This window comes from Apibacter adventoris (assembly GCF_002964975.1).
Classification (GTDB): Bacteria; Bacteroidota; Bacteroidia; order Flavobacteriales; family Weeksellaceae; genus Apibacter; species Apibacter adventoris.
In genome coordinates this window covers 101,802-120,714 of record NZ_PSZM01000046.1, presented here as the reverse complement: position 1 = coordinate 120,714, position 18,913 = coordinate 101,802, and the positions used below count along the sequence as shown (strand labels likewise).

Sequence of the window (18,913 nt, the reverse complement as noted above, 5' to 3'; positions counted from 1 at the left end):
TTATCCCTGTAGAAATTAAAATCTACAGGGATATTTTATATAATTTATTAACTTTGTAATTTATTATTTAAAATAATAAATATGAGATCTTCTTTCAAAATTATAGTTTATGCAATACTGTTATCTTTATTATTAAACTATATTGTTTATTATGGTTTTACTACAAATTATACAGGTGATGTATTCTCAGAAGAAGGTTTCAAAAATCAATACAACAATTCTGTATATAAATTTCGTATATTAAGTAAATATTTTCTATATTTCATTTATGAAGCAATTAAATCCCCTAATATTCCTGATTCAAGATTACTAATTTTAGATAGCCATGCTTCAAATAGTTTCTATAATTCTTACTTTATTTTAAATACCTTTTTTACTTCTCTTGTCTCAATTATATTGGTATTAATACTGAATAATCCATTAATAAAAATAGCAAAAAACTATAAATTGCTATTAATTTATTCTATCATTTCTGCTATATGCCTCACGCAATTTGTAGTTGTTCCTTATGATGTTTCAGCTTATTTTTTCCTTCTTGTATTTATATTAATGTCATTAGAATATTTAATAAAAAGTCGTATAATATACTTAATTGGTATGTTTTTCATAATTTTTATATCAGCACTGAATAGAGAAACTTCTGCTCTTTCAATTTCGTACCTTATTTCCATTTTATTCTTTAAATATGGAATTTCTAAAAAAATTTTCTATCCTGTTTTACTAATGATTTTAGCATATTTAATTGCATATATTGGACTTAGACTTTATTTCCAAAACAACACAATTTTTATGCATATAACTTTTTTAAGTATTCTTCTCCCTAAAAACTTAATTGGGCTGCTGGCTTGGATATTATTATTTATTTTATCTATATCTTTAGCAAATCATAAAAAAAATAAATTATTGATAATTTATTTTCATATTCTAAGTATTCCTTATATATTTAGTTGCTTCTTTACCGGTTTAATATTTGAAATGCGTTTATATATTCCTTTATTTCTCACTTCGGTTATTCTAGCACTAATGGACACAGATAAAATAAAAAATTTAAATTAATATCTAATTAGACATATACAATTAAATATGAATTTTCTTATAGCATGATATAACTTTTATTACATTATTCTAAACAACAATTTATATAAACATAAAAAGAAGAGTAGATCCTTTCTTAATTTTGTTTACTATAAATCTGGTTACAATGTAAAAAAACAATTAATGCTATTTAAAACAAGAAAATTTCTAATATATAATGAAAGTAAAATTTATATAATAAATGAATAATTATTATTAAGCTTACTTTTGGCAGAATATTTGAAATAGAAACATATTATTTATAATATTAATATAAAATGAAAAAGTTTGCAAAAATTAATTTGATTGTTTTCATAATGACAATAATCGGTTTCACTATTAAAAGCTGTAATACAACTAATACCATTACAGATAAAATAGAAAATAAAGACTTAGAATCTAAATTAAATAAAACTTGGGTATTAAAATCTATAGAGCAAACAAATGTTTCTGATGCTTTTAAGGAAGATATACCCTCATTGATGTTTGATTTTACTAATCATACCGTATCAGGAAATGGTGGTTGTAACCAATTTAATGGTGGATTTGCTTTATTAGGTAATTTATATGCTCCTACTCCTTTAATAACAACTCGAATGATATGTCCTTCTAAAAATCAAGAATCTAAATTATTGGATTTATTAGCTAAAAAAAGTACCTTAATATTTAATAACTATACACTTCAATTTGTTCAAAACGGGAAAGTAGTATTAGAATTTATACCAAAATAAAAACAATATTAACATATTTAACAATTTAATCAATTTATATATTTAAACATGAAAAAAATAATTTCAAGTGCTTTATTAATTTTAGCCTTATCATTTGCAATGCAAAGTTGTAACTCAACAAAAAATAATAATTCATCTAAAAGTCAAAGTAAAGAAATAGCGAATAAATTAAAAGGAACATGGACTCTTAGTTCTATTGACGGAATTACAGCTAATAATGCATTTAAAGGAGAAATACCAAGTATTACCTTTGATTTCAATTCCCATAAAGTAAATGGCAACAGTGGTTGTAACCAATATAATGGAGGATTTTCTCTTATTGGAAATATATTTACTCCTACTCCTATGATGTCTACTTTTATGTCTTGTCCTGAAGTAAATCAAGAAAATAAATATATAGAGTTAATAAGTAAAAAAAGCACTTTAGTATTAAAAAATAACAATTTACAATTTGTTCAAAATGGAAAAACAGTTTTAGTTTTTACTCCTTCAGCAAACTAAAATTAATCAAAGAAAAATAAAAGGTGCTATCTTGGCAGATAACACCTTTTATTTTTCCTTAATTTCCAGTTATTTATAAAAAAATCATATATTTGCAGTTCTATACATAAAAATCATTAAAATAATATTGGAATGTATCTAACATCAGAAGTAAAAAAAGAAATTTTCGCAAAACACGGTAAAGATGAAAAGAATACCGGAAGTGCAGAAGGGCAAATAGCTTTATTTACCTTTAGAATTAACCATCTAACTCAACATTTAAAAAAAAATCACAAAGATTATAATACAGAAAGGTCTTTGGTTGCTTTAGTAGGTAAACGAAAAAGATTATTAGATTATCTGAAGAAAAAAGAAATCAACAGATATCGAGCAATAATCGCTGAATTAGGTATTCGTAAGTAATATCTTGCAAAAGAGGTAATTATAATTACCTCTTTATTTATTTTAAAAAATAAAAAAGCTAATAAAGAAGAGAATTTGTTTAAAATTATATGTCTATCTTTTTAGATGTAACCATAGAGCACTGAAATCCATTAATCTCATTATAATTTTAATGGACTTGAGTGTTCTCTGAAAGTTTATCAACAAGAATGATACTATAAATAAATGTAAGATAACTTTTTTATTGCTTTATATATTTAATATAATATTAATTTAATTTTAAATTTTTTATGGAAATTCCAAAAGCAATTACAGAAAAAATTATCTTAGATGATGGAAGAGAAATTATTCTTGAAACCGGTAAATTAGCAAAACAAGCGGATGGTTCTGTTGTTGTAAAATGTGGCGGAACAATGTTGTTAGCCACAGTTGTATCAGCTAAAGAAGCAAACCCCGGAGTAGATTTTTTACCTTTAACTGTTGATTATCGGGATAAATTTTCTGCAGGAGGCCGTATTCCTGGTGGGTTTATGAAAAGAGAAGGAAGACCCACAGATGAAGAAATTTTAACTATGAGGCTTGTTGACAGAGTTTTAAGGCCTTTATTTCCAGATGACTTTCATGCAGAAGTTCAATTAATGATTCAACTTATTTCTTATGATGGTACCATTTTACCTGATTCACTTGCCGGTTTAGCAGCATCTGCAGCCATAGCTGTTACAGATATACCATTTAATGGACCAATTTCAGAAGTTAGAGTTATACGCCAACAAGGTAAATTTATCATTAATCCAAACTTAAAACAAATGAATGAAAGTTTTGAATTGGATATAATGGTTGGAGCCTCTAAAGATTCAATTGTCATGATTGAAGGAGAAATGAGTGAAATATCTGAAAAAGAAATGATAGAAGCTATAGCTATCGCTCATGAAGCAATTAAAAAACAAATAGATGCCATTGAAAGATTAGCTAATAAGGTTCCTAAATCTTTAACAAAAAGAGAATATTGCCATGAAGTACATGATGAGGATCTAAGAAAGGAAATTACTGATTTTGCTTATCAAAAAGTATATGACATTGCTAAAACACCTTCTGAAAAACACGAAAGAAGTGATAAATTTCAAGCTATATTAGATGATTTTCTTTCAAAATATTCTGAAGAGGAAATGGAAGAAAAGCAACCTCTAGCGGCTATATATTTTCATGACATTCAAAAAGAAGCTGTACGACAATTGATTTTAAATGAAAACATCAGGTTAGATGGTAGAGACAATAAAACTATTCGTCCAATATGGTGTGAAGTAGATTATTTACCTGGAGCTCATGGATCTGCAATTTTTACCAGAGGAGAAACTCAATCATTAACTACTGTTACTTTAGGTTCTAATTTAGATGCAAATAGGGTGGATAACGTTATTTCTCAACATGAGGAAAAATTTTACTTACATTATAATTTTCCTCCATTTTCAACCGGAGAAGTTAGACCTGTAAGAGGAGTTTCTCGAAGAGAAATTGGGCATGGTAATCTTGCTCAAAGAGCATTAAAACATGTTATCCCTGATGATACACCTTACACTATCCGTGTAGTTTCAGACATACTTGAATCTAATGGTTCCTCTTCAATGGCTACTGTATGTGCAGGAACTCTTGCACTTATGGATGCAGGTATACAAATAAAAAAACCTGTATCTGGAATTGCTATGGGATTAATAACAGATAAAGAATCAGGAAAATGGAGTGTTTTATCAGATATTTTAGGTGATGAAGATCATTTGGGAGATATGGATTTTAAAGTAACCGGAACTGCCGATGGTATTACCGCTTGTCAAATGGATATTAAAATTAAAGGTTTATCATTTGAGGTTATGGAGCAGGCTCTTAATCAGGCTAAAGAAGGAAGACTTCACATACTAGGGAAAATATTAGATACTATACCTGAGCCTAATAAACAATTGAAGCCTAATGCGCCTAAATTAATTTCGTTAGAAATCCCTAAAGAATTTATTGGTGCTGTTATTGGCCCTGGTGGAAAAATTATTCAACAACTTCAAAAAGATACCGGAACAACTATTACCATTGAAGAAAGCGATGAAATAGGCAAAGTAGAAATTTCAGGAGTAGACCAAGCAATGATTGATGATGCCGTAGCTAAAATTAAACAAATTGCTTTTGTTCCGGAAGTAGGTTCTACCTACAAAGCTAAAGTAGTATCAATAAAACCTTTTGGTGCTTTTGTTGAAATATCTAAAGGTGTTGAAGGGCTAGTTCATATTTCAGAATTAGAATGGAGAAGAATAGAAAAGGTTGAAGATTCTGTTAGGTTAGGTGATTTTATTGAAGTAAAATATTTAGGTACGGATGACAAAAAGAAAATGAAGCTTTCCAGAAAAGTTTTACTTCCGAAACCCGAAAAAAAAGAAGAAAATAAAAATTAGTTATCAAAAAACATATAAAAAAACACCAGATTATAAAATATAATCTGGTGTTAAAATTTGTTTATATATAAAATACTTAGAATTATATTTGTTATTTAAAATTACTATAATATTTATATATCATTTTATAAAGTATAATTTATGAAAGAATATAAACCGATTTTAATATGTCTACTTAAATTTTTTTCTGTTTATTTTATACTGATAAGCTTATATAATTTATATTTAAATCATTATCAAATTCAATTACATACCTGTGATCCTTTCACAAAAATAGTAGCACAACAATCTTCATATTTATTAAAAATAATAAAAATTAACAGTTCTACTTTACATATTAACCAAGATAATTATATGCTCTTTTTTATTAATAAAAAATTAGTTAGCATTGTTAATGAAGGATGCAATGCTCTTTCTATAATGATTCTTTATCTTGCATTTATTGTTTCGTTTGCTTCAACATGGAAAAAAACAGTAATCTATATCTTGGTTACGCTAATTATACTGCATATTTCCAATATTATCAGAATTGCTTTTATAAATTACTCCGCATACTTTTATCCTATGTATAGAAATGAACTTCATGATTATATATTCCCCGCCATCATATATGGATTAGTAATATTATTATGGATTATTTGGATTAACTTTTTTGTTTTAAAACCTGCAAAAAAATGAGACAAATAATTAAAATTGTTGGAATTGTTATATGTTTTTTGTTATTAATTTTTATAAGAAAATATGAAACTGTTTTATTTTACGATCCTTTATTATCTTTCTTTAAACAATCAGATTTTAATCACTACAACTCTCCTCCCTTTGATTCCATAAAATTATTATATTCTTTAATTTTCAGATATTTTCTTAATAGTATAATATCCATTATGATAATTTACTTATGGTTCAAAAATAAAAAAATCACTAAATTTTCCTGCTTTATATTTATTATAGTATTTATACTATTTACGATATTATATTTAATATCCATAAGCAACAATTTTTTATTAGGATATATGCCTACCTATTATATAAGAAGAATACTAATTCACCCTTTATTATTGCTATTACTTATACCAATATTTATTTATACCCTTAAGTTTTCTAAAAATTAAACATCCGTAGGTGTTTTTTCAACTGTAATATTATCATTATTTTTAATTCTTTGTTGCCTTTTTACACTTTGCGCTTTACTACTATATCCTATAATAGCCCCAAAAAGTAACCTTAATCCTGCACCTATAAGTATCCCTATAACGAGAGTATAAGTTAAAAAAGGTTCTGTAGAATCACTATATCTTATATAACCAAGAATTCCTCCTATTATCAAAAATATAAATCCTAAAATTAGCGAGCTTTTCATTTTTTATTTTTTTATTACGATAAAATTAATAAATTTATTAAGATAATTTTAAATTTTGTCTAACTACTTCATATAAAAAAACACCACATGCCACAGAAACATTTAATGATTCAATTTTCCCTAAAATAGGAAGTTTTAAATTCGCATCTGCATTTTTTAGCAATTCTTTAGAAATACCTCTTTCTTCGTTTCCGACAATAATTGCTATAGGAGGAATGAGATTTTCTTCATAAATTAGTTTATCTGTTTTCTCTGTAGCACATACAACTTTTATTCCACTCAATTTTAAATAATCCAGAACTTTTAATAAATTTTTTTCTTTACAAATTTTCAAATTAAAAATTGCTCCTGCTGAGGTTTTAACAGAATCAGAATTTATAGGTGAAGATCCCTCTTCTGGAATAACAATAACATCTACTCCGGTAATTTCTGCCGTTCTACAGATAGCTCCAAAATTTCTAACATCAGTTAGATGATCTAAAATTAGTACAAAAGGCATTTTTCCTTCTTCAAAAAGTTGAGGAATTACATCTTCTATACTAAAAAACTGAACGGGAGAGAGAAAAGCACAGGCACCTTGATGATTTTTCTTAGTTAAACGATTTAGTTTTTCTATAGGTACATATTTTATGTAAATACCCGCCTGAGATAATTTTATTTTTAATTTTTTAATATTATCTCCTAACAAGCCATTTTGAATAAATACTTTATCAATGGTTTTTCCGGCATCTATAGCCTCAATTATTGGATGTATACCGAATATAAAATCTTTTTCCATTAATTAAAAAATCTATGTATATATAATAAAGTAAAATTATCTAGTTTATTAGTTAAAGAAAATTTTATTCCTAATCAAATATTTATTCGTGTCTTCTATAAAAGATAATATTTCTTCCTTACCTATTTTTTTTTCAGAAGAAGTTTTAAACATTTCAGGAAGCTCCTCCCAAGTATTCCTTAATTCTTGAGAATACTTTTTAAAATTATATGAAAATTCTCGCTGAGAAATTTTATCAATTTTTGTAAAAACTAAATTAAACGGTATACTATTTTGCCCTAGCCAATTTATAAAATCTACATCTAGTTTCATAGGTAAATGTCGAGAATCTATTAAAACAAATAGATTTACCAAGTTACTTCTTCCTAATACATATTTTTCTATCATTTTTGAAAAAGATGCTCGCTCTGATTTGGATACTTTTGCATAGCCATATCCGGGAAGATCGGTTAAATACCAACTATTATTAATTACAAAATGATTGATAAGTTGAGTTTTACCCGGAGTAGAAGATGTTTTAGCTAAACCCTTTTTATTAGCTAACATATTTATTAAAGAAGATTTCCCTACGTTAGATCTTCCAATAAATGCGTATTCAGGCTTATTTGCTTCTGGACATTCTTCTAAATACTTACTACTTTTTATAAATTCTGCTGAAAGTATATTCATAATTTCACAATTTATGCTTACTAAATCTACTTATTCACATCTTTCAGCCATTTTAAAAGAATCTTATTAAATTCATCAGGTTTTTCCATCATAGCTGAATGTCCACATTTATCAATCCAAAACAATTGTGATTTTGATATACATTCATTAAATTCCACAGCTACTTCTGGAGGTGTAACATTATCTTGTTTACCCCATATTAAACATGTATCCTTTTGAATATTTTTTAACTCTGATGATAAATTATGTTTCATAGCACTTCTGGCTATCTGAATAGTTTTTATCGCTTTAGATCTATCTGATACCGTTTCATAAACCTGATCCACTAATTCCTTGGTTGCTACCTTAGGGTCATAAAAAACTTCTTCAGATTTATTCTTAATATATTCATAACTTCCTCTTTTTGGGTAAGTATCCCCAAAACTCCTTTCATATAAACCAGAACTTCCTGTCAGTACCAATGCATCAACACATTCAGGCTTTTTGAGTGTTAACATTAAAGCTAAATGTCCGCCTAAAGAATTCCCAATCAATATGGCAGGTTTTTTAACAATACTTTTTAAAAAACTAGCAACATGGCCGGTCAAACCTAATATATTGGTTTTTAGCGGCGATAAGGAATACAATGGTAACTCCAAAAAATAAACTTTATATCCATGATTAGAAAAAAACTCTATTTGATGTTCAAAATTACTCAAACCTCCCATTAATCCATGTAATAAAACTATAGGCTTACCCTCTCCTGCTTCAGTGTAAATATGCTTTTTTTCCTTACGAAAATTAAATATCATCCCCCTTAAATCATAAAACTAATCTAAATGCAAAAATACATTATATTATTACTAAATAAAAATAATATTTCACAATTAATTTTCTCTATTTCTTAACAGAAATAATCATAACCACAAAAATATTTAAAAACCCCAATAACTTATTAACAAAAGTGGGAAAAAGTGGATAAAAGTGGAAATTATTTTTTACTTTTGAAAACTAATTTAAAAGTGAATTTAATAGGAACATATGAGTGTACCCTGGATGCAAAAGGGAGAATGTTGTTACCTTCAGGTATTAAAAAACAACTAGATAGCTTATTGCAAGATGGTTTTGTTCTTAAAAGATCCGTTTTTCAACCTTGTTTGGAATTACACCCCATGTGTGAGTGGAACCAAATAATGAAAAAAATTAATTCACTGAATCGTTTTGTAAAGAAAAATAATGATTTTATAAGACAATTCACTGCGGGATTAAAAAATGTAGACATAGACAATAGCGGAAGATTACAAATTAGTAAAGACTTGATTCAATTTGCTAAGCTAAATAAAAACATGGTAGTTGTAGCATCTGTAAATATAATAGAAATTTGGGACAAAGAGCTTTATGAAAAAGCTGTAGATGTTAATGATGAAGACTTTGCAAATTTAGCAGAGGATGTAATGGGTAATATGTCTGAAGATGAGCTACCATAATTCTGTTTTATTACAACAAAGCATTGACCATTTAGTCTTAAATCCCAAGGGCATATATGTGGATTGCACTTTTGGTGGGGGTGGACATTCTAATCTGATTTTAAAAAAATTAGAGTCAAAAGGACGCCTATATGCTTTTGACCAAGACGCAGATTCTCAAGATAATTTAATTAATGATCCTAGATTTACTTTTATAAATCAAAATTTCAGATATTTAAAAAATTCCTTACGTTTTCATAGCATCACTTCTATAGATGGAGTATTGGCTGATTTAGGGGTATCTTCTCATCAATTTGATAAGGCAGAAAGAGGTTTTTCTACTCGTTTTGAAGGACCTTTAGATATGAGAATGAATACACAACAGTATTTTTCAGCTAAAGAAATTGTCAATGAATATTCTGAAGAACAATTATCAGAATTATTTTATTTGTATGGAGAACTTCCCCAAGCTAGAAAAATAGCGAAAGAAATTATTATTGAAAGAAAAAAAAGTATCATTTCCACTACAAATCAATTAAAAGAAATATTTAAAAAAAATATTCCAGAACATAAACAAAATAAATTTTTTGCACAATTATTTCAAGCGCTAAGAATAGAAGTTAACGATGAAATAAAAGCTTTGAAAGATTTACTTTTACAAAGCTATGAAATCTTAAAACCTGGAGGGGTTTTAGTATTTATAGCTTATCATTCTTTGGAAGACCGAATAGTTAAAAAATTTATAAAAACCGGACTTTTCAATGGTGAACCAGAAAGAGATTTATATGGAAATTGGAATAAACCTTTTGATTTAGTTTCCTCTAAACCTATTATACCAGATGATGATGAGATTAGAGAAAACCCGAGGGCGCGTAGTGCAAAAATGAGAATTGCAATAAAAAGAGATGGCAAAAAGAATTAAATCAAAAACTAGAAATATATCGGACATACTCAAAGGTAAATTTCTGATAGAAGGTGGTGCCTTCTCCAGTTGGAAATTTATACTATTTATTGTGGTTCTTGCACTTATATCTATTTCTTCTTCACATAAAGTAGATGAAAAAGTAGTAAAAATTTCAGAACTAAAAGAAAAAGCAGAAGAATATAAAGCTCGCTTTGCTCTAGTACACAGTAAACTCATGAAATTAAAAGTTGAATCTGAATTAGAAAACATGGTAATTTCAGATTCTCTTTTAGCATTAGAAAAGCAACCTTATAAAATACTTGTTCCCAAAGTAAAAGATGAATAACGAGCGTAAAAATATATTAGCCCGCACCTATCTGGTTTCTGCATTTATTCTCTTATTTGCCGTTTCCGTCTTTGGACGTTTAATATATATACAAACGCATGATACTGAAAAATATAAAAATTTAGCCCAAACAACAAATTTTAGAAATATTGAAGTTCCGGCCGCCAGGGGAAACTTATATGCTTCTGATGGAATTTTATTGGCTACTACTATTACAAAATATGATATATATATGGATATGAAAACAATTCGTAAAGAATTGTATCTAGACTCAATTATATCATTATGTGATTCTTTAGAGAGAATGTTTGGTAAACCAAGTAAATACTTTTATGAAAAATTAAATCATGAAAGAGCAAAAAAAAATCAGTATATGGTTTTAGCTAAAGGACTTGATTACGAACAATTTGCAAGGCTTAAAAAATTTCCTATACTTAATAAAGGTCAAAATAAAGGAGGTTTTATCGTTGAAAGAAGAACAGAGAGGATAAAAACTATTTCAGGATTTGGAAGCAGAACCTTAGGATTTGATGATTCTAGAGGTAAATCCGGTTTAGAAGGAGCTTTTTCTGCTTATTTAAAAGGAAAAAACGGTAAAGAAATTCAACAACGGATTAATCAAAAACAATGGAAGCCTATAAATATAGAAATTGAACCCCAAGACGGTGATAATGTATATACTACAATTGATATGCGAATTCAGGATATAGCCTATTCTGCATTACAAGATCAATTAGAAAAATCAGAAGCCGATCATGGATGTGCAATTGTGATGGATGTAAAATCAGGGAAAATTGTTGCTTTAACTAATCTACAACGAACTAAAAACGGTACTTATGATGACTTGAGAAATTTTGCTGTATGGGAAGCCTCAGAACCTGGTTCCACTTTCAAATCTATTTCAATGTTAGCCCTTTTAGATGATGGATATGTAGAACCAGAAACCACTGTTAATATCGGAAATGGCTCATGGAATTATAGAAATTTCACTGTTAAGGATGACCACGGACATGGAGTAATTACTTTATCTCAGGTATTATCTCAGTCTAGTAATGTAGGTATTTCCAAAGTTGTGGAAAAATATTATTCTAAAAACCCTTCTGATTTTATTAATAAAATAAATAATTGGGGCATTAATAAAAAAACAGGAATAGACATTCCTGGAGAAAGCTCTCCTTACATACCAAAATATGATAAAACCTGGAGCCCAATATCTTTACCATGGATGTCTTTTGGTTATGGAGTAAAATTAACTCCACTACAAATATTAACTTTTTATAATGGGGTAGCTAATGGGGGCAAACTTATGAAGCCTCAATTATTAGAAAAAATTGAGAGAAAAGGAGTCATAACCCAAAAATTTACACCTATTGTTTTAAACAAAAAAATGGCTTCAGATAAAGCTATCACTAACTTAAAACAAATGCTTGCCTATGCAGTTGAAATGGGTACTTCCCGAAGTATTTATACACCTAATTTATCTATGGCAGGAAAAACGGGCACTGCACAGGTAGAATATTGGAATAAAGGTAAAGGTAGATTATATCAAGCTTCTTTTTGTGGATTTTTCCCTGTAAATAATCCGGAGTATTCATGTATTGTAGTAATAAACAAACCCCGAAATGGTTATTATGGATCTCAAGTAGCCGCTCCTGTTTTCAAAGAAATTGCTGGAAAAGTTTACCTCAAAAAGCCACTAAACTTACCTAAAGAAGAAGAAAATAAAGAATCATATAATATAAAAAAATTAATTACTTCAAGTCTAAAACCCAATTTTGACACATCAACTCATTTTGTTCCTAATGTAGTAGGTTATTATGGAAGAGATGCAATCCCTGCTCTGGAAAATCTAGGGCTCAAAGTAGTATATACAGGAGAAGGAAAAGTGATACAACAATCAATTATCGGGCATCCTATAAAAAAAGGTATGACAATATATTTAAAACTCAGAGCATGAAAATACTTTCAGATTTATTATATAAAGTAGCTATTGAAAAAGTGATCGGGAATGTAAAAACCTCAGTTAATAACATTTCTTTTGATTCACGAAAAATAGAGCACAAAGATATCTTTTTTGCTATTAAAGGCTATGATTTAGATGGACATAAGTATATATCTACAGCTATAGAAAATGGAGCAACTGTAATAATTTGTGAAGATATTCCTTCAGAAATTAAAGAAAACATTACGTATATAAAAGTTTCAAATACTTCTATAGCACTAGGTATTACTGCTTCAAATTTTTATGAAAATCCATCTGAAAAAATAGAATTAATTGGAATAACGGGCACCAATGGAAAAACCACAACTACTACCCTATTATACAATCTTTTTACACAATTGGGTTTTAAATGTGCATTACTCTCAACCATAGAAAACAAAATTGCGAACCAAACATTAAACAGTAATCATACCACTCCAGACCCTATTACTATTAATAAAATATTAGCCTTAGCTGTAGAAAATAATTGTAAATACGCATTTATGGAAGTAAGTTCTCATGGAATTCACCAAAACAGACTTGCTGGACTAAATTTTAAAATAGGAGCTTTTACCAACATTACACATGACCATTTAGATTACCATAAAACCTTTGCAAATTATATAGCTGCTAAAAAAAAGTTTTTTGATGAATTGCCAAAAAATGCAATAGCAATTACAAATATAGATGATAAAAATGGATGGGTAATGTTACAAAACACAAAAGCAAAAAAAATTACCTACTCATTAAAATCTAATTCTGATTTCAAAGGAAAAATAATTGAAAACAGATTAGATGGAATGCTTTTACAATTTAACGGAAATGAGTTTTGGACATCTTTATCCGGGAAATTTAATGCTTATAATGAACTATTAGCATATACTATTGCTATAGAATTAGGCTTTTCTTCAATAGAAGCACTTACAGCAATAAGCAAACTCCAAAGAGTAAAAGGAAGATTTGAAACTTATATTTCAAAGCAAAATATTTATATAATTGTTGATTATGCCCATACACCAGATGCCTTAAAAAATATTATAGAAGCAATCAATCAAACCAGAACACGTAACGAGCAACTTATTACAATATTTGGATGTGGTGGCCATAGAGACAAAAGTAAAAGACCTGAAATGGGAAATATTGCTACCCAACTGTCTGATTTTACTATCATTACTTCTGACAACCCTAGAGATGAAGTTCCAGATGAAATAATTAAAGAAATAGAAGCAGGAGTACAAGCTCAAAATACTAATAAATATATTTCAATAACTGACAGAAAACAAGCAATTAAAACCGCTATTAAAATAGCTAAAACCAAAGATATAATCCTAATCGCAGGAAAAGGACATGAAAACTATCAGGAAATTAATGGTGAAAAATTTCCATTTGATGATATGACTATAGCCCAAGAATTATTAAAAAATATAAATTAATATGCTGTATTACTTATTTGAATATTTAAATGAACATTTTTACATACCTGGAAGTGGACTATATAAATATATAACTTTTAGAGCATTAGCCGCTATATTCACCTCATTATTCATTTCTCTCATTATAGGAAAAATGATAATAAATATTTTGAGGAAAAAACAACTCGGAGAAACTGTAAGAGAATTGGGACTTTCCGGACAAAAGGAAAAAGAAGGCACCCCAACCATGGGAGGGGTTATCATCATTTTAGCAACATTAGTTCCCATCTTTCTATTCTGCAAGTTAGATAATATATATATAATTATACTAATAATATCCACCCTTTGGATGGGTATAATAGGTTTTTTAGATGATTATTTAAAAATACACAAAAACAATAAAGATGGATTAAAAGGTAAATTTAAAGTATTAGGGCAAATAGGACTAGGAATATTTGTTGGAGTTACCCTATATCTGAATAAAGATATTGTCATCAAAGAAAAAATAGAAGGAATTCATAATATAGAATATAGCAAAGATTTTTATCCCAATGAAAAATCTTTTAAAACTACTATTCCTTTCTTCAAAAACAACCAATTTGATTATGGCAAAATACTTGAATGGTTCGGGGTAGATGAAAAAAAATCTCAAGACTTAGTATGGATTGTCTTAATTCCTATCGTAATTACCATAGTTACAGCTGTATCAAACGGTGCAAATCTCACAGACGGCATAGATGGTCTTGCAGCTGGAAGTTCTGTAATTATAGTGGCCACCCTGGCTCTTTTTGCTTACGTATCGGGAAATATTATGATGGCAGATTATCTGAATTTAATGTACATACCTAATTCCGGAGAAATAGTTATATTCTCAGCAGCCTTTGCCGGAGCTTTAATAGGTTTTTTATGGTATAATACATATCCTGCACAAGTATTTATGGGAGATACAGGAAGTTTGACTATAGGAGGTGTTATAGCCGTACTTGCAATTGTTTTAAGAAAAGAACTATTAATTCCGGTTCTTTGTGGTATATTCTTAGTTGAGAACCTTTCTGTAATTGTACAAGTTTCTTACTTTAAATATACAAAGAAAAAATACGGAGAAGGACGAAGAATATTCTTAATGTCTCCCCTACACCATCATTTTCAAAAATTAGGTTATCATGAAAGCAAAATTGTAACACGTTTCTGGATTATTGGAATTATGTTAGCCCTATTTTGTATAATCACCCTTAAAATAAGATAAGCACATGAAAAGATTAGTCATATTAGGAGGCGGAGAGAGTGGAATAGGAGCTGCCATATTAGGAAAAAAACAAAATTTTGATGTCTTTCTTTCAGACAAAGGAATCATAAAAAAAGAATATAAAGATATATTACTCGATAAAAAAATTCTTTTTGAAGAGCAACAACATACGGATGAAAAAATCTTGAATGCAGATTGGATAATCAAAAGTCCTGGAATTCCCAAAAAAGCTCCAATCATAAAAAAAATTCAGGAAAAAGGAATAACTATATCCTCAGAAATAGAATTTGCTTCACGATATACTTCATCTATTTTAATAGCAATTACAGGGTCTAATGGAAAAACCACTACAACTTCACTTACTTATGAAATTTTTAAAAAAGCAGGATTTAATGTAGGACTGGCTGGGAATATAGGAAAAAGTTTTGCCTGGCAGGTTGCAGAAGAAAATTATGAATATTACATACTCGAAATAAGTAGTTTTCAACTAGACAACATACAGAATTTTAAACCTCATATCGCGATGGTTCTTAATTTAAGCCCTGATCATTTGGATCAATATGATTATAATTATCAAAATTATATAAATTCAAAATTCAAAATCACAAAGAATCAGGATGAAAAGGATTACTTTATATACAACTTAGACGATGAAATAACTCAAAAATGGTTACAAAACAACCATACAAAAGCACACTTATTACCCTTTTCCCTTAAAGAAAAAGTAGAAAAAGGTGCCTATAGTGACCAAAAAAACATATACATAACAACAAACACAGAAGACGCTTTAAAAATGAAAATTGAAGATTTAGCTTTAATAGGGAAACATAATGTAGCCAATTCAATGGCTGCTGGAATTGCAGGAAAAATATCTAAAATAAAAAATGAATTTATTAAACAAAGCCTTGCAGATTTTGAAGCTGTAGAACATCGTTTAGAATTCGTCTTAAAAATAAATGGAATCAATTTTATAAATGACAGTAAAGCGACAAATGTAAATTCAGTTTACTATGCTTTAGAGAGTATGAAGTCACCAGTAATTTGGATTGTAGGAGGAACAGACAAAGGCAATGATTACTCGGAATTAATACCTTTTGTAAAACAAAAAGTAAAAGCCATTGTATGTTTAGGCTTGGACAATGAAAAAATTATAAACACTTTTCAAGATATAATCCCTAACATTGCAGAGACCCATTCTATGAAAGATGCTGTAAATGCGTCATACCTTTATGGAAAAAAAGGAGATACTGTACTTCTATCTCCTGCATGCGCAAGCTTTGATCTATTTAAAAATTATGAAGATCGTGGAATACAATTTAAAGAAGAAGTAAGAAAATTATAAATTACATAACGGTAAATGCGAAAATTAAAAGAATACTTTAAAGGAGATGCTACACTTTGGGCCTCTATATTCCTAATTTCATTAGCCTCTTTCCTACCAGTATATTCTGCAAGCTCCAACCTGCAGTATGTAGTGGGACAAGGGTCTGTATTAGGTCATTTCGCTAAACATGCCGGTTTTATTATCATAGGATTAGGCATTGTATTTATATTTCAAAAAATAGATTATAAATATATTGGTGGATTCTCAAAACTTTTACTCCCATTGGTTATATTTCTTTTAATTCTTACCCTTATACAAGGTCAAAATATAGATGGAGCAAATGCTGCAAGATGGCTAAAATTACCTGGTGTTCCCTTTGCATTCCAGACCTCAGTATTTGCTTCTTTAATCTTAATGATCTATGTTGCCCGTTATTTAGACAGAAACAAAAATAAAATTATAACACTCAATAATAGTTTTTTACCCGTTTTATTACCAATTTTTCTTGTCGTCGGACTTATTTTTCCTGCAAACGGTTCTACGGCAATTATAATATTTTTAATGGTTTTAGCTTTATTATTTATTGGCGGATATCCCATAAAAATAATTTTAGGTATAGTTGGTACGGGAATTTTAATAGTTGCAATCTTTATTACAATAATCCTTAAATATCCTGAATTATTCCCTAGCAACCGTGTATATACCTGGAAAAGCAGGATAGAAAATTTTTTTGGAAATGATAAAAATGAAAGCTATCAGGTACAGCAAGCTAAAGCAGCCATCATACAAGGAGGAATTATTCCGAGAGGTCCCGGTAAAAGTGCCTTTAAACAATCTTTACCTCAATCTTCCTCTGACTTTATATTTGCAATAATTGTAGAAGAATACGGATATGCAGGAGTAGCTATTTGTTTTTTCTTATATCTACTCATATTGTGGAGAATTATAGTTATAGCCACAAGAATAGAAAGTGTATTTGGTACTCTTTTAGTAGTAGGAGTAGGATTACCGATAATATTTCAGGCATTTTCCAATATGGCTGTAGCTGTAAACCTAATTCCGGTAACAGGTCAACCATTACCGATACTTAGCTATGGAGGTACTTCTATGTGGGTAACTTATATGGCATTAGGAATCATCATTAGTGTAAGCAGAGATATAAAACCCAAAGATTTACCTCATAATGAAAACAATATAAAAGATAAAACAAATTATGAAATCGCCTAAATTTATAATTAGTGGTGGTGGCACAGGGGGTCACATTTTTCCGGCTATAGCTATTGCAGATGAATTAAAATCTCGTTTTCCTAATGCTGAATTTTTATTTATCGGTGCAAAAGATAAAATGGAAATGGAAAAAGTTCCTCAATCTGGTTATAAAATTGAAGGTCTTTGGATATCAGGAATTTCAAGATCATCCATCTTATCCAATCTGAAATTTCCATTTAAATTAATTTCCAGTTTAAAAAAATCCAAAAAATTAATTTCACAATTTAGGCCTGATGCAGTTATAGGCACTGGTGGATTTGCCTCTGGGCCAGCTCTCTATGCAGCTTCTAAAATGGGCATACCAACCTTTATACAAGAACAAAATTCATTTCCCGGAATTACAAACAAAAAACTTTGTCATAAAGCCGAAGAAATTTATGTTGCTTATGAAGGAATGGAAAAATTTTTCCCTAAAGAAAAAATTTATAATACCGGAAATCCTGTAAGGAAATCATTATTTGAAAAAATCATTTCTCAAGAAGAGGCAAAAAAAGAATTAGGATTAGATCCCTCAAAACTTATCATTCTTTCCGTCGGAGGATCTTTAGGCTCTCGAACTATAAACAATTTTTGGACACAAAACGCTCAAAACATTATAAATTCACAAAACATTCAATTAATTTGGCAAACAGGAAAATTAGATTATCAAGAGCTTATAAATAACGATATTAGTAAAAATCCTGACATATACATTTCAGAATTTATAAAAGACATGGCTACAGCTTATACAGCTTCAGATATTATTATATCAAGGGCCGGAGCAATAGCTATATCGGAACTATGTGTAGCAGGTAAACCTACTGTGCTCATTCCATTTCCTTATGCTGCTGAGGATCATCAAACCAAAAATGCACAGCAATTGGTAAATAACAAGTCTGCTTTAATGGTAAAAGATACTGAGGTTTCCAGCAAGTTACTTCCTGAACTCTCAAAACTGATTCAGGACGAAGAATTACGTAAAACATTGAAAGAAAACATTATAAAATTAGCAAAACCTAATGCTACACAGGATATAGTAAATCATATTATAAAAAAACTAAAATTAAATTAAGTAATA

At 28.9% G+C, this 18,913-nt stretch carries 20 protein-coding genes; 16 read left to right on the top strand and 4 right to left on the bottom strand.

Annotation, left to right across the window (positions count from 1 at the left end):
* Positions 1-81 precede the first annotated feature (81 nt).
* The 7 genes from C4S77_RS11015 to C4S77_RS13575 all read left to right on the top strand — a co-directional run bounded on the left by C4S77_RS11015 (position 82) and on the right by C4S77_RS13575 (position 6,234).
* Positions 82-1,056 carry a hypothetical protein gene (locus C4S77_RS11015; RefSeq protein ID WP_105247593.1) on the top strand — a complete coding sequence of 325 codons (975 nt, stop codon included), beginning with the start codon at positions 82-84 and terminating at the stop codon, positions 1,054-1,056.
* 296 nt (positions 1,057-1,352) lie between these two features.
* Positions 1,353-1,805, top strand: a complete 453-nt coding sequence (locus tag C4S77_RS11010; protein ID WP_105247592.1) for an META domain-containing protein — start codon at positions 1,353-1,355, stop codon at positions 1,803-1,805.
* 48 nt (positions 1,806-1,853) lie between these two features.
* Positions 1,854-2,306 carry an META domain-containing protein gene (locus C4S77_RS11005; RefSeq protein ID WP_105247591.1) on the top strand — a complete coding sequence of 151 codons (453 nt, stop codon included), beginning with the start codon at positions 1,854-1,856 and terminating at the stop codon, positions 2,304-2,306.
* 132 nt (positions 2,307-2,438) lie between these two features.
* Complete coding sequence (gene rpsO / locus C4S77_RS11000; RefSeq protein ID WP_105247590.1) at positions 2,439-2,708, top strand: 30S ribosomal protein S15; 270 nt, start codon at positions 2,439-2,441, stop codon at positions 2,706-2,708.
* Between the two features lie 269 nt (positions 2,709-2,977).
* Positions 2,978-5,122 (top strand): polyribonucleotide nucleotidyltransferase, encoded by a 2,145-nt coding sequence (gene pnp, locus C4S77_RS10995; RefSeq protein WP_105247589.1) that lies wholly within the window; start codon positions 2,978-2,980, stop codon positions 5,120-5,122.
* A gap of 141 nt (positions 5,123-5,263) precedes the next feature.
* Positions 5,264-5,800: an exosortase family protein XrtF gene (gene xrtF / locus C4S77_RS10990; protein ID WP_105247588.1), complete on the top strand. Its 537-nt coding sequence runs from the start codon at positions 5,264-5,266 to the stop codon at positions 5,798-5,800.
* The gene (locus tag C4S77_RS13575) at positions 5,797-6,234 is read left to right on the top strand and encodes an exosortase F system-associated membrane protein (RefSeq protein ID WP_105247587.1); all 438 of its coding nucleotides are present in this window, start codon (positions 5,797-5,799) and stop codon (positions 6,232-6,234) included. Before xrtF ends, C4S77_RS13575 begins: the two co-directional genes overlap by 4 nt.
* Here the strand turns inward: C4S77_RS13575 and C4S77_RS10980 are convergent.
* From C4S77_RS10980 to C4S77_RS10965, 4 genes are read right to left on the bottom strand one after another with little or no spacing between them, the layout of a single operon-like run.
* Complete coding sequence (locus C4S77_RS10980; protein ID WP_105247586.1) at positions 6,231-6,482, bottom strand: hypothetical protein; 252 nt, start codon at positions 6,480-6,482, stop codon at positions 6,231-6,233. The genes C4S77_RS13575 and C4S77_RS10980 overlap by 4 nt on opposite strands.
* A gap of 37 nt (positions 6,483-6,519) precedes the next feature.
* Positions 6,520-7,260, bottom strand: coding sequence for a 23S rRNA (guanosine(2251)-2'-O)-methyltransferase RlmB (gene rlmB / locus C4S77_RS10975; protein ID WP_105247585.1), 741 nt, complete (start codon positions 7,258-7,260; stop codon positions 6,520-6,522).
* Positions 7,261-7,308: 48 nt separating this feature from the next.
* Positions 7,309-7,929 carry a ribosome biogenesis GTP-binding protein YihA/YsxC gene (gene yihA, locus C4S77_RS10970; RefSeq protein ID WP_105247584.1) on the bottom strand — a complete coding sequence of 207 codons (621 nt, stop codon included), beginning with the start codon at positions 7,927-7,929 and terminating at the stop codon, positions 7,309-7,311.
* A 26-nt stretch (positions 7,930-7,955) separates the two neighbouring features.
* Positions 7,956-8,720 carry an alpha/beta fold hydrolase gene (locus C4S77_RS10965; protein ID WP_105191780.1) on the bottom strand — a complete coding sequence of 255 codons (765 nt, stop codon included), beginning with the start codon at positions 8,718-8,720 and terminating at the stop codon, positions 7,956-7,958.
* A 162-nt stretch (positions 8,721-8,882) separates the two neighbouring features.
* Here C4S77_RS10965 and mraZ point away from each other — a divergent pair, with 162 nt between their 5' ends.
* From mraZ to murG, 9 genes are read left to right on the top strand one after another with little or no spacing between them, the layout of a single operon-like run.
* Positions 8,883-9,395: a division/cell wall cluster transcriptional repressor MraZ gene (mraZ, locus tag C4S77_RS10960; protein WP_260209895.1), complete on the top strand. Its 513-nt coding sequence runs from the start codon at positions 8,883-8,885 to the stop codon at positions 9,393-9,395.
* On the top strand, positions 9,382-10,296 hold the full coding sequence (gene rsmH, locus C4S77_RS10955; RefSeq protein WP_105247583.1) for a 16S rRNA (cytosine(1402)-N(4))-methyltransferase RsmH: 915 nt from the start codon (positions 9,382-9,384) through the stop codon (positions 10,294-10,296). The genes mraZ and rsmH overlap by 14 nt, the downstream gene beginning before the upstream one ends.
* Positions 10,280-10,624, top strand: coding sequence for an FtsL-like putative cell division protein (locus tag C4S77_RS10950; protein ID WP_105247582.1), 345 nt, complete (start codon positions 10,280-10,282; stop codon positions 10,622-10,624). Before rsmH ends, C4S77_RS10950 begins: the two co-directional genes overlap by 17 nt.
* Entirely contained in the window at positions 10,617-12,581 is a 1,965-nt protein-coding gene (locus tag C4S77_RS10945) for a penicillin-binding protein (RefSeq protein WP_105247581.1), read from the top strand. The genes C4S77_RS10950 and C4S77_RS10945 overlap by 8 nt, the downstream gene beginning before the upstream one ends.
* Entirely contained in the window at positions 12,578-14,038 is a 1,461-nt protein-coding gene (locus C4S77_RS10940; protein ID WP_105247580.1) for a UDP-N-acetylmuramoyl-L-alanyl-D-glutamate--2,6-diaminopimelate ligase, read from the top strand. The genes C4S77_RS10945 and C4S77_RS10940 overlap by 4 nt, the downstream gene beginning before the upstream one ends.
* 1 nt (position 14,039) lies before the next feature.
* Positions 14,040-15,263, top strand: coding sequence for a phospho-N-acetylmuramoyl-pentapeptide-transferase (mraY, locus tag C4S77_RS10935; protein WP_105247579.1), 1,224 nt, complete (start codon positions 14,040-14,042; stop codon positions 15,261-15,263).
* Between the two features lie 4 nt (positions 15,264-15,267).
* On the top strand, positions 15,268-16,605 hold the full coding sequence (gene murD, locus C4S77_RS10930; protein ID WP_105247578.1) for a UDP-N-acetylmuramoyl-L-alanine--D-glutamate ligase: 1,338 nt from the start codon (positions 15,268-15,270) through the stop codon (positions 16,603-16,605).
* Positions 16,606-16,620: 15 nt separating this feature from the next.
* Entirely contained in the window at positions 16,621-17,814 is a 1,194-nt protein-coding gene (locus tag C4S77_RS10925) for an FtsW/RodA/SpoVE family cell cycle protein (protein WP_105247577.1), read from the top strand.
* Positions 17,801-18,907 (top strand): undecaprenyldiphospho-muramoylpentapeptide beta-N-acetylglucosaminyltransferase, encoded by a 1,107-nt coding sequence (murG, locus tag C4S77_RS10920; protein ID WP_105247576.1) that lies wholly within the window; start codon positions 17,801-17,803, stop codon positions 18,905-18,907. The genes C4S77_RS10925 and murG overlap by 14 nt, the downstream gene beginning before the upstream one ends.
* The last annotated feature ends 6 nt before the right edge of the window (positions 18,908-18,913 follow it).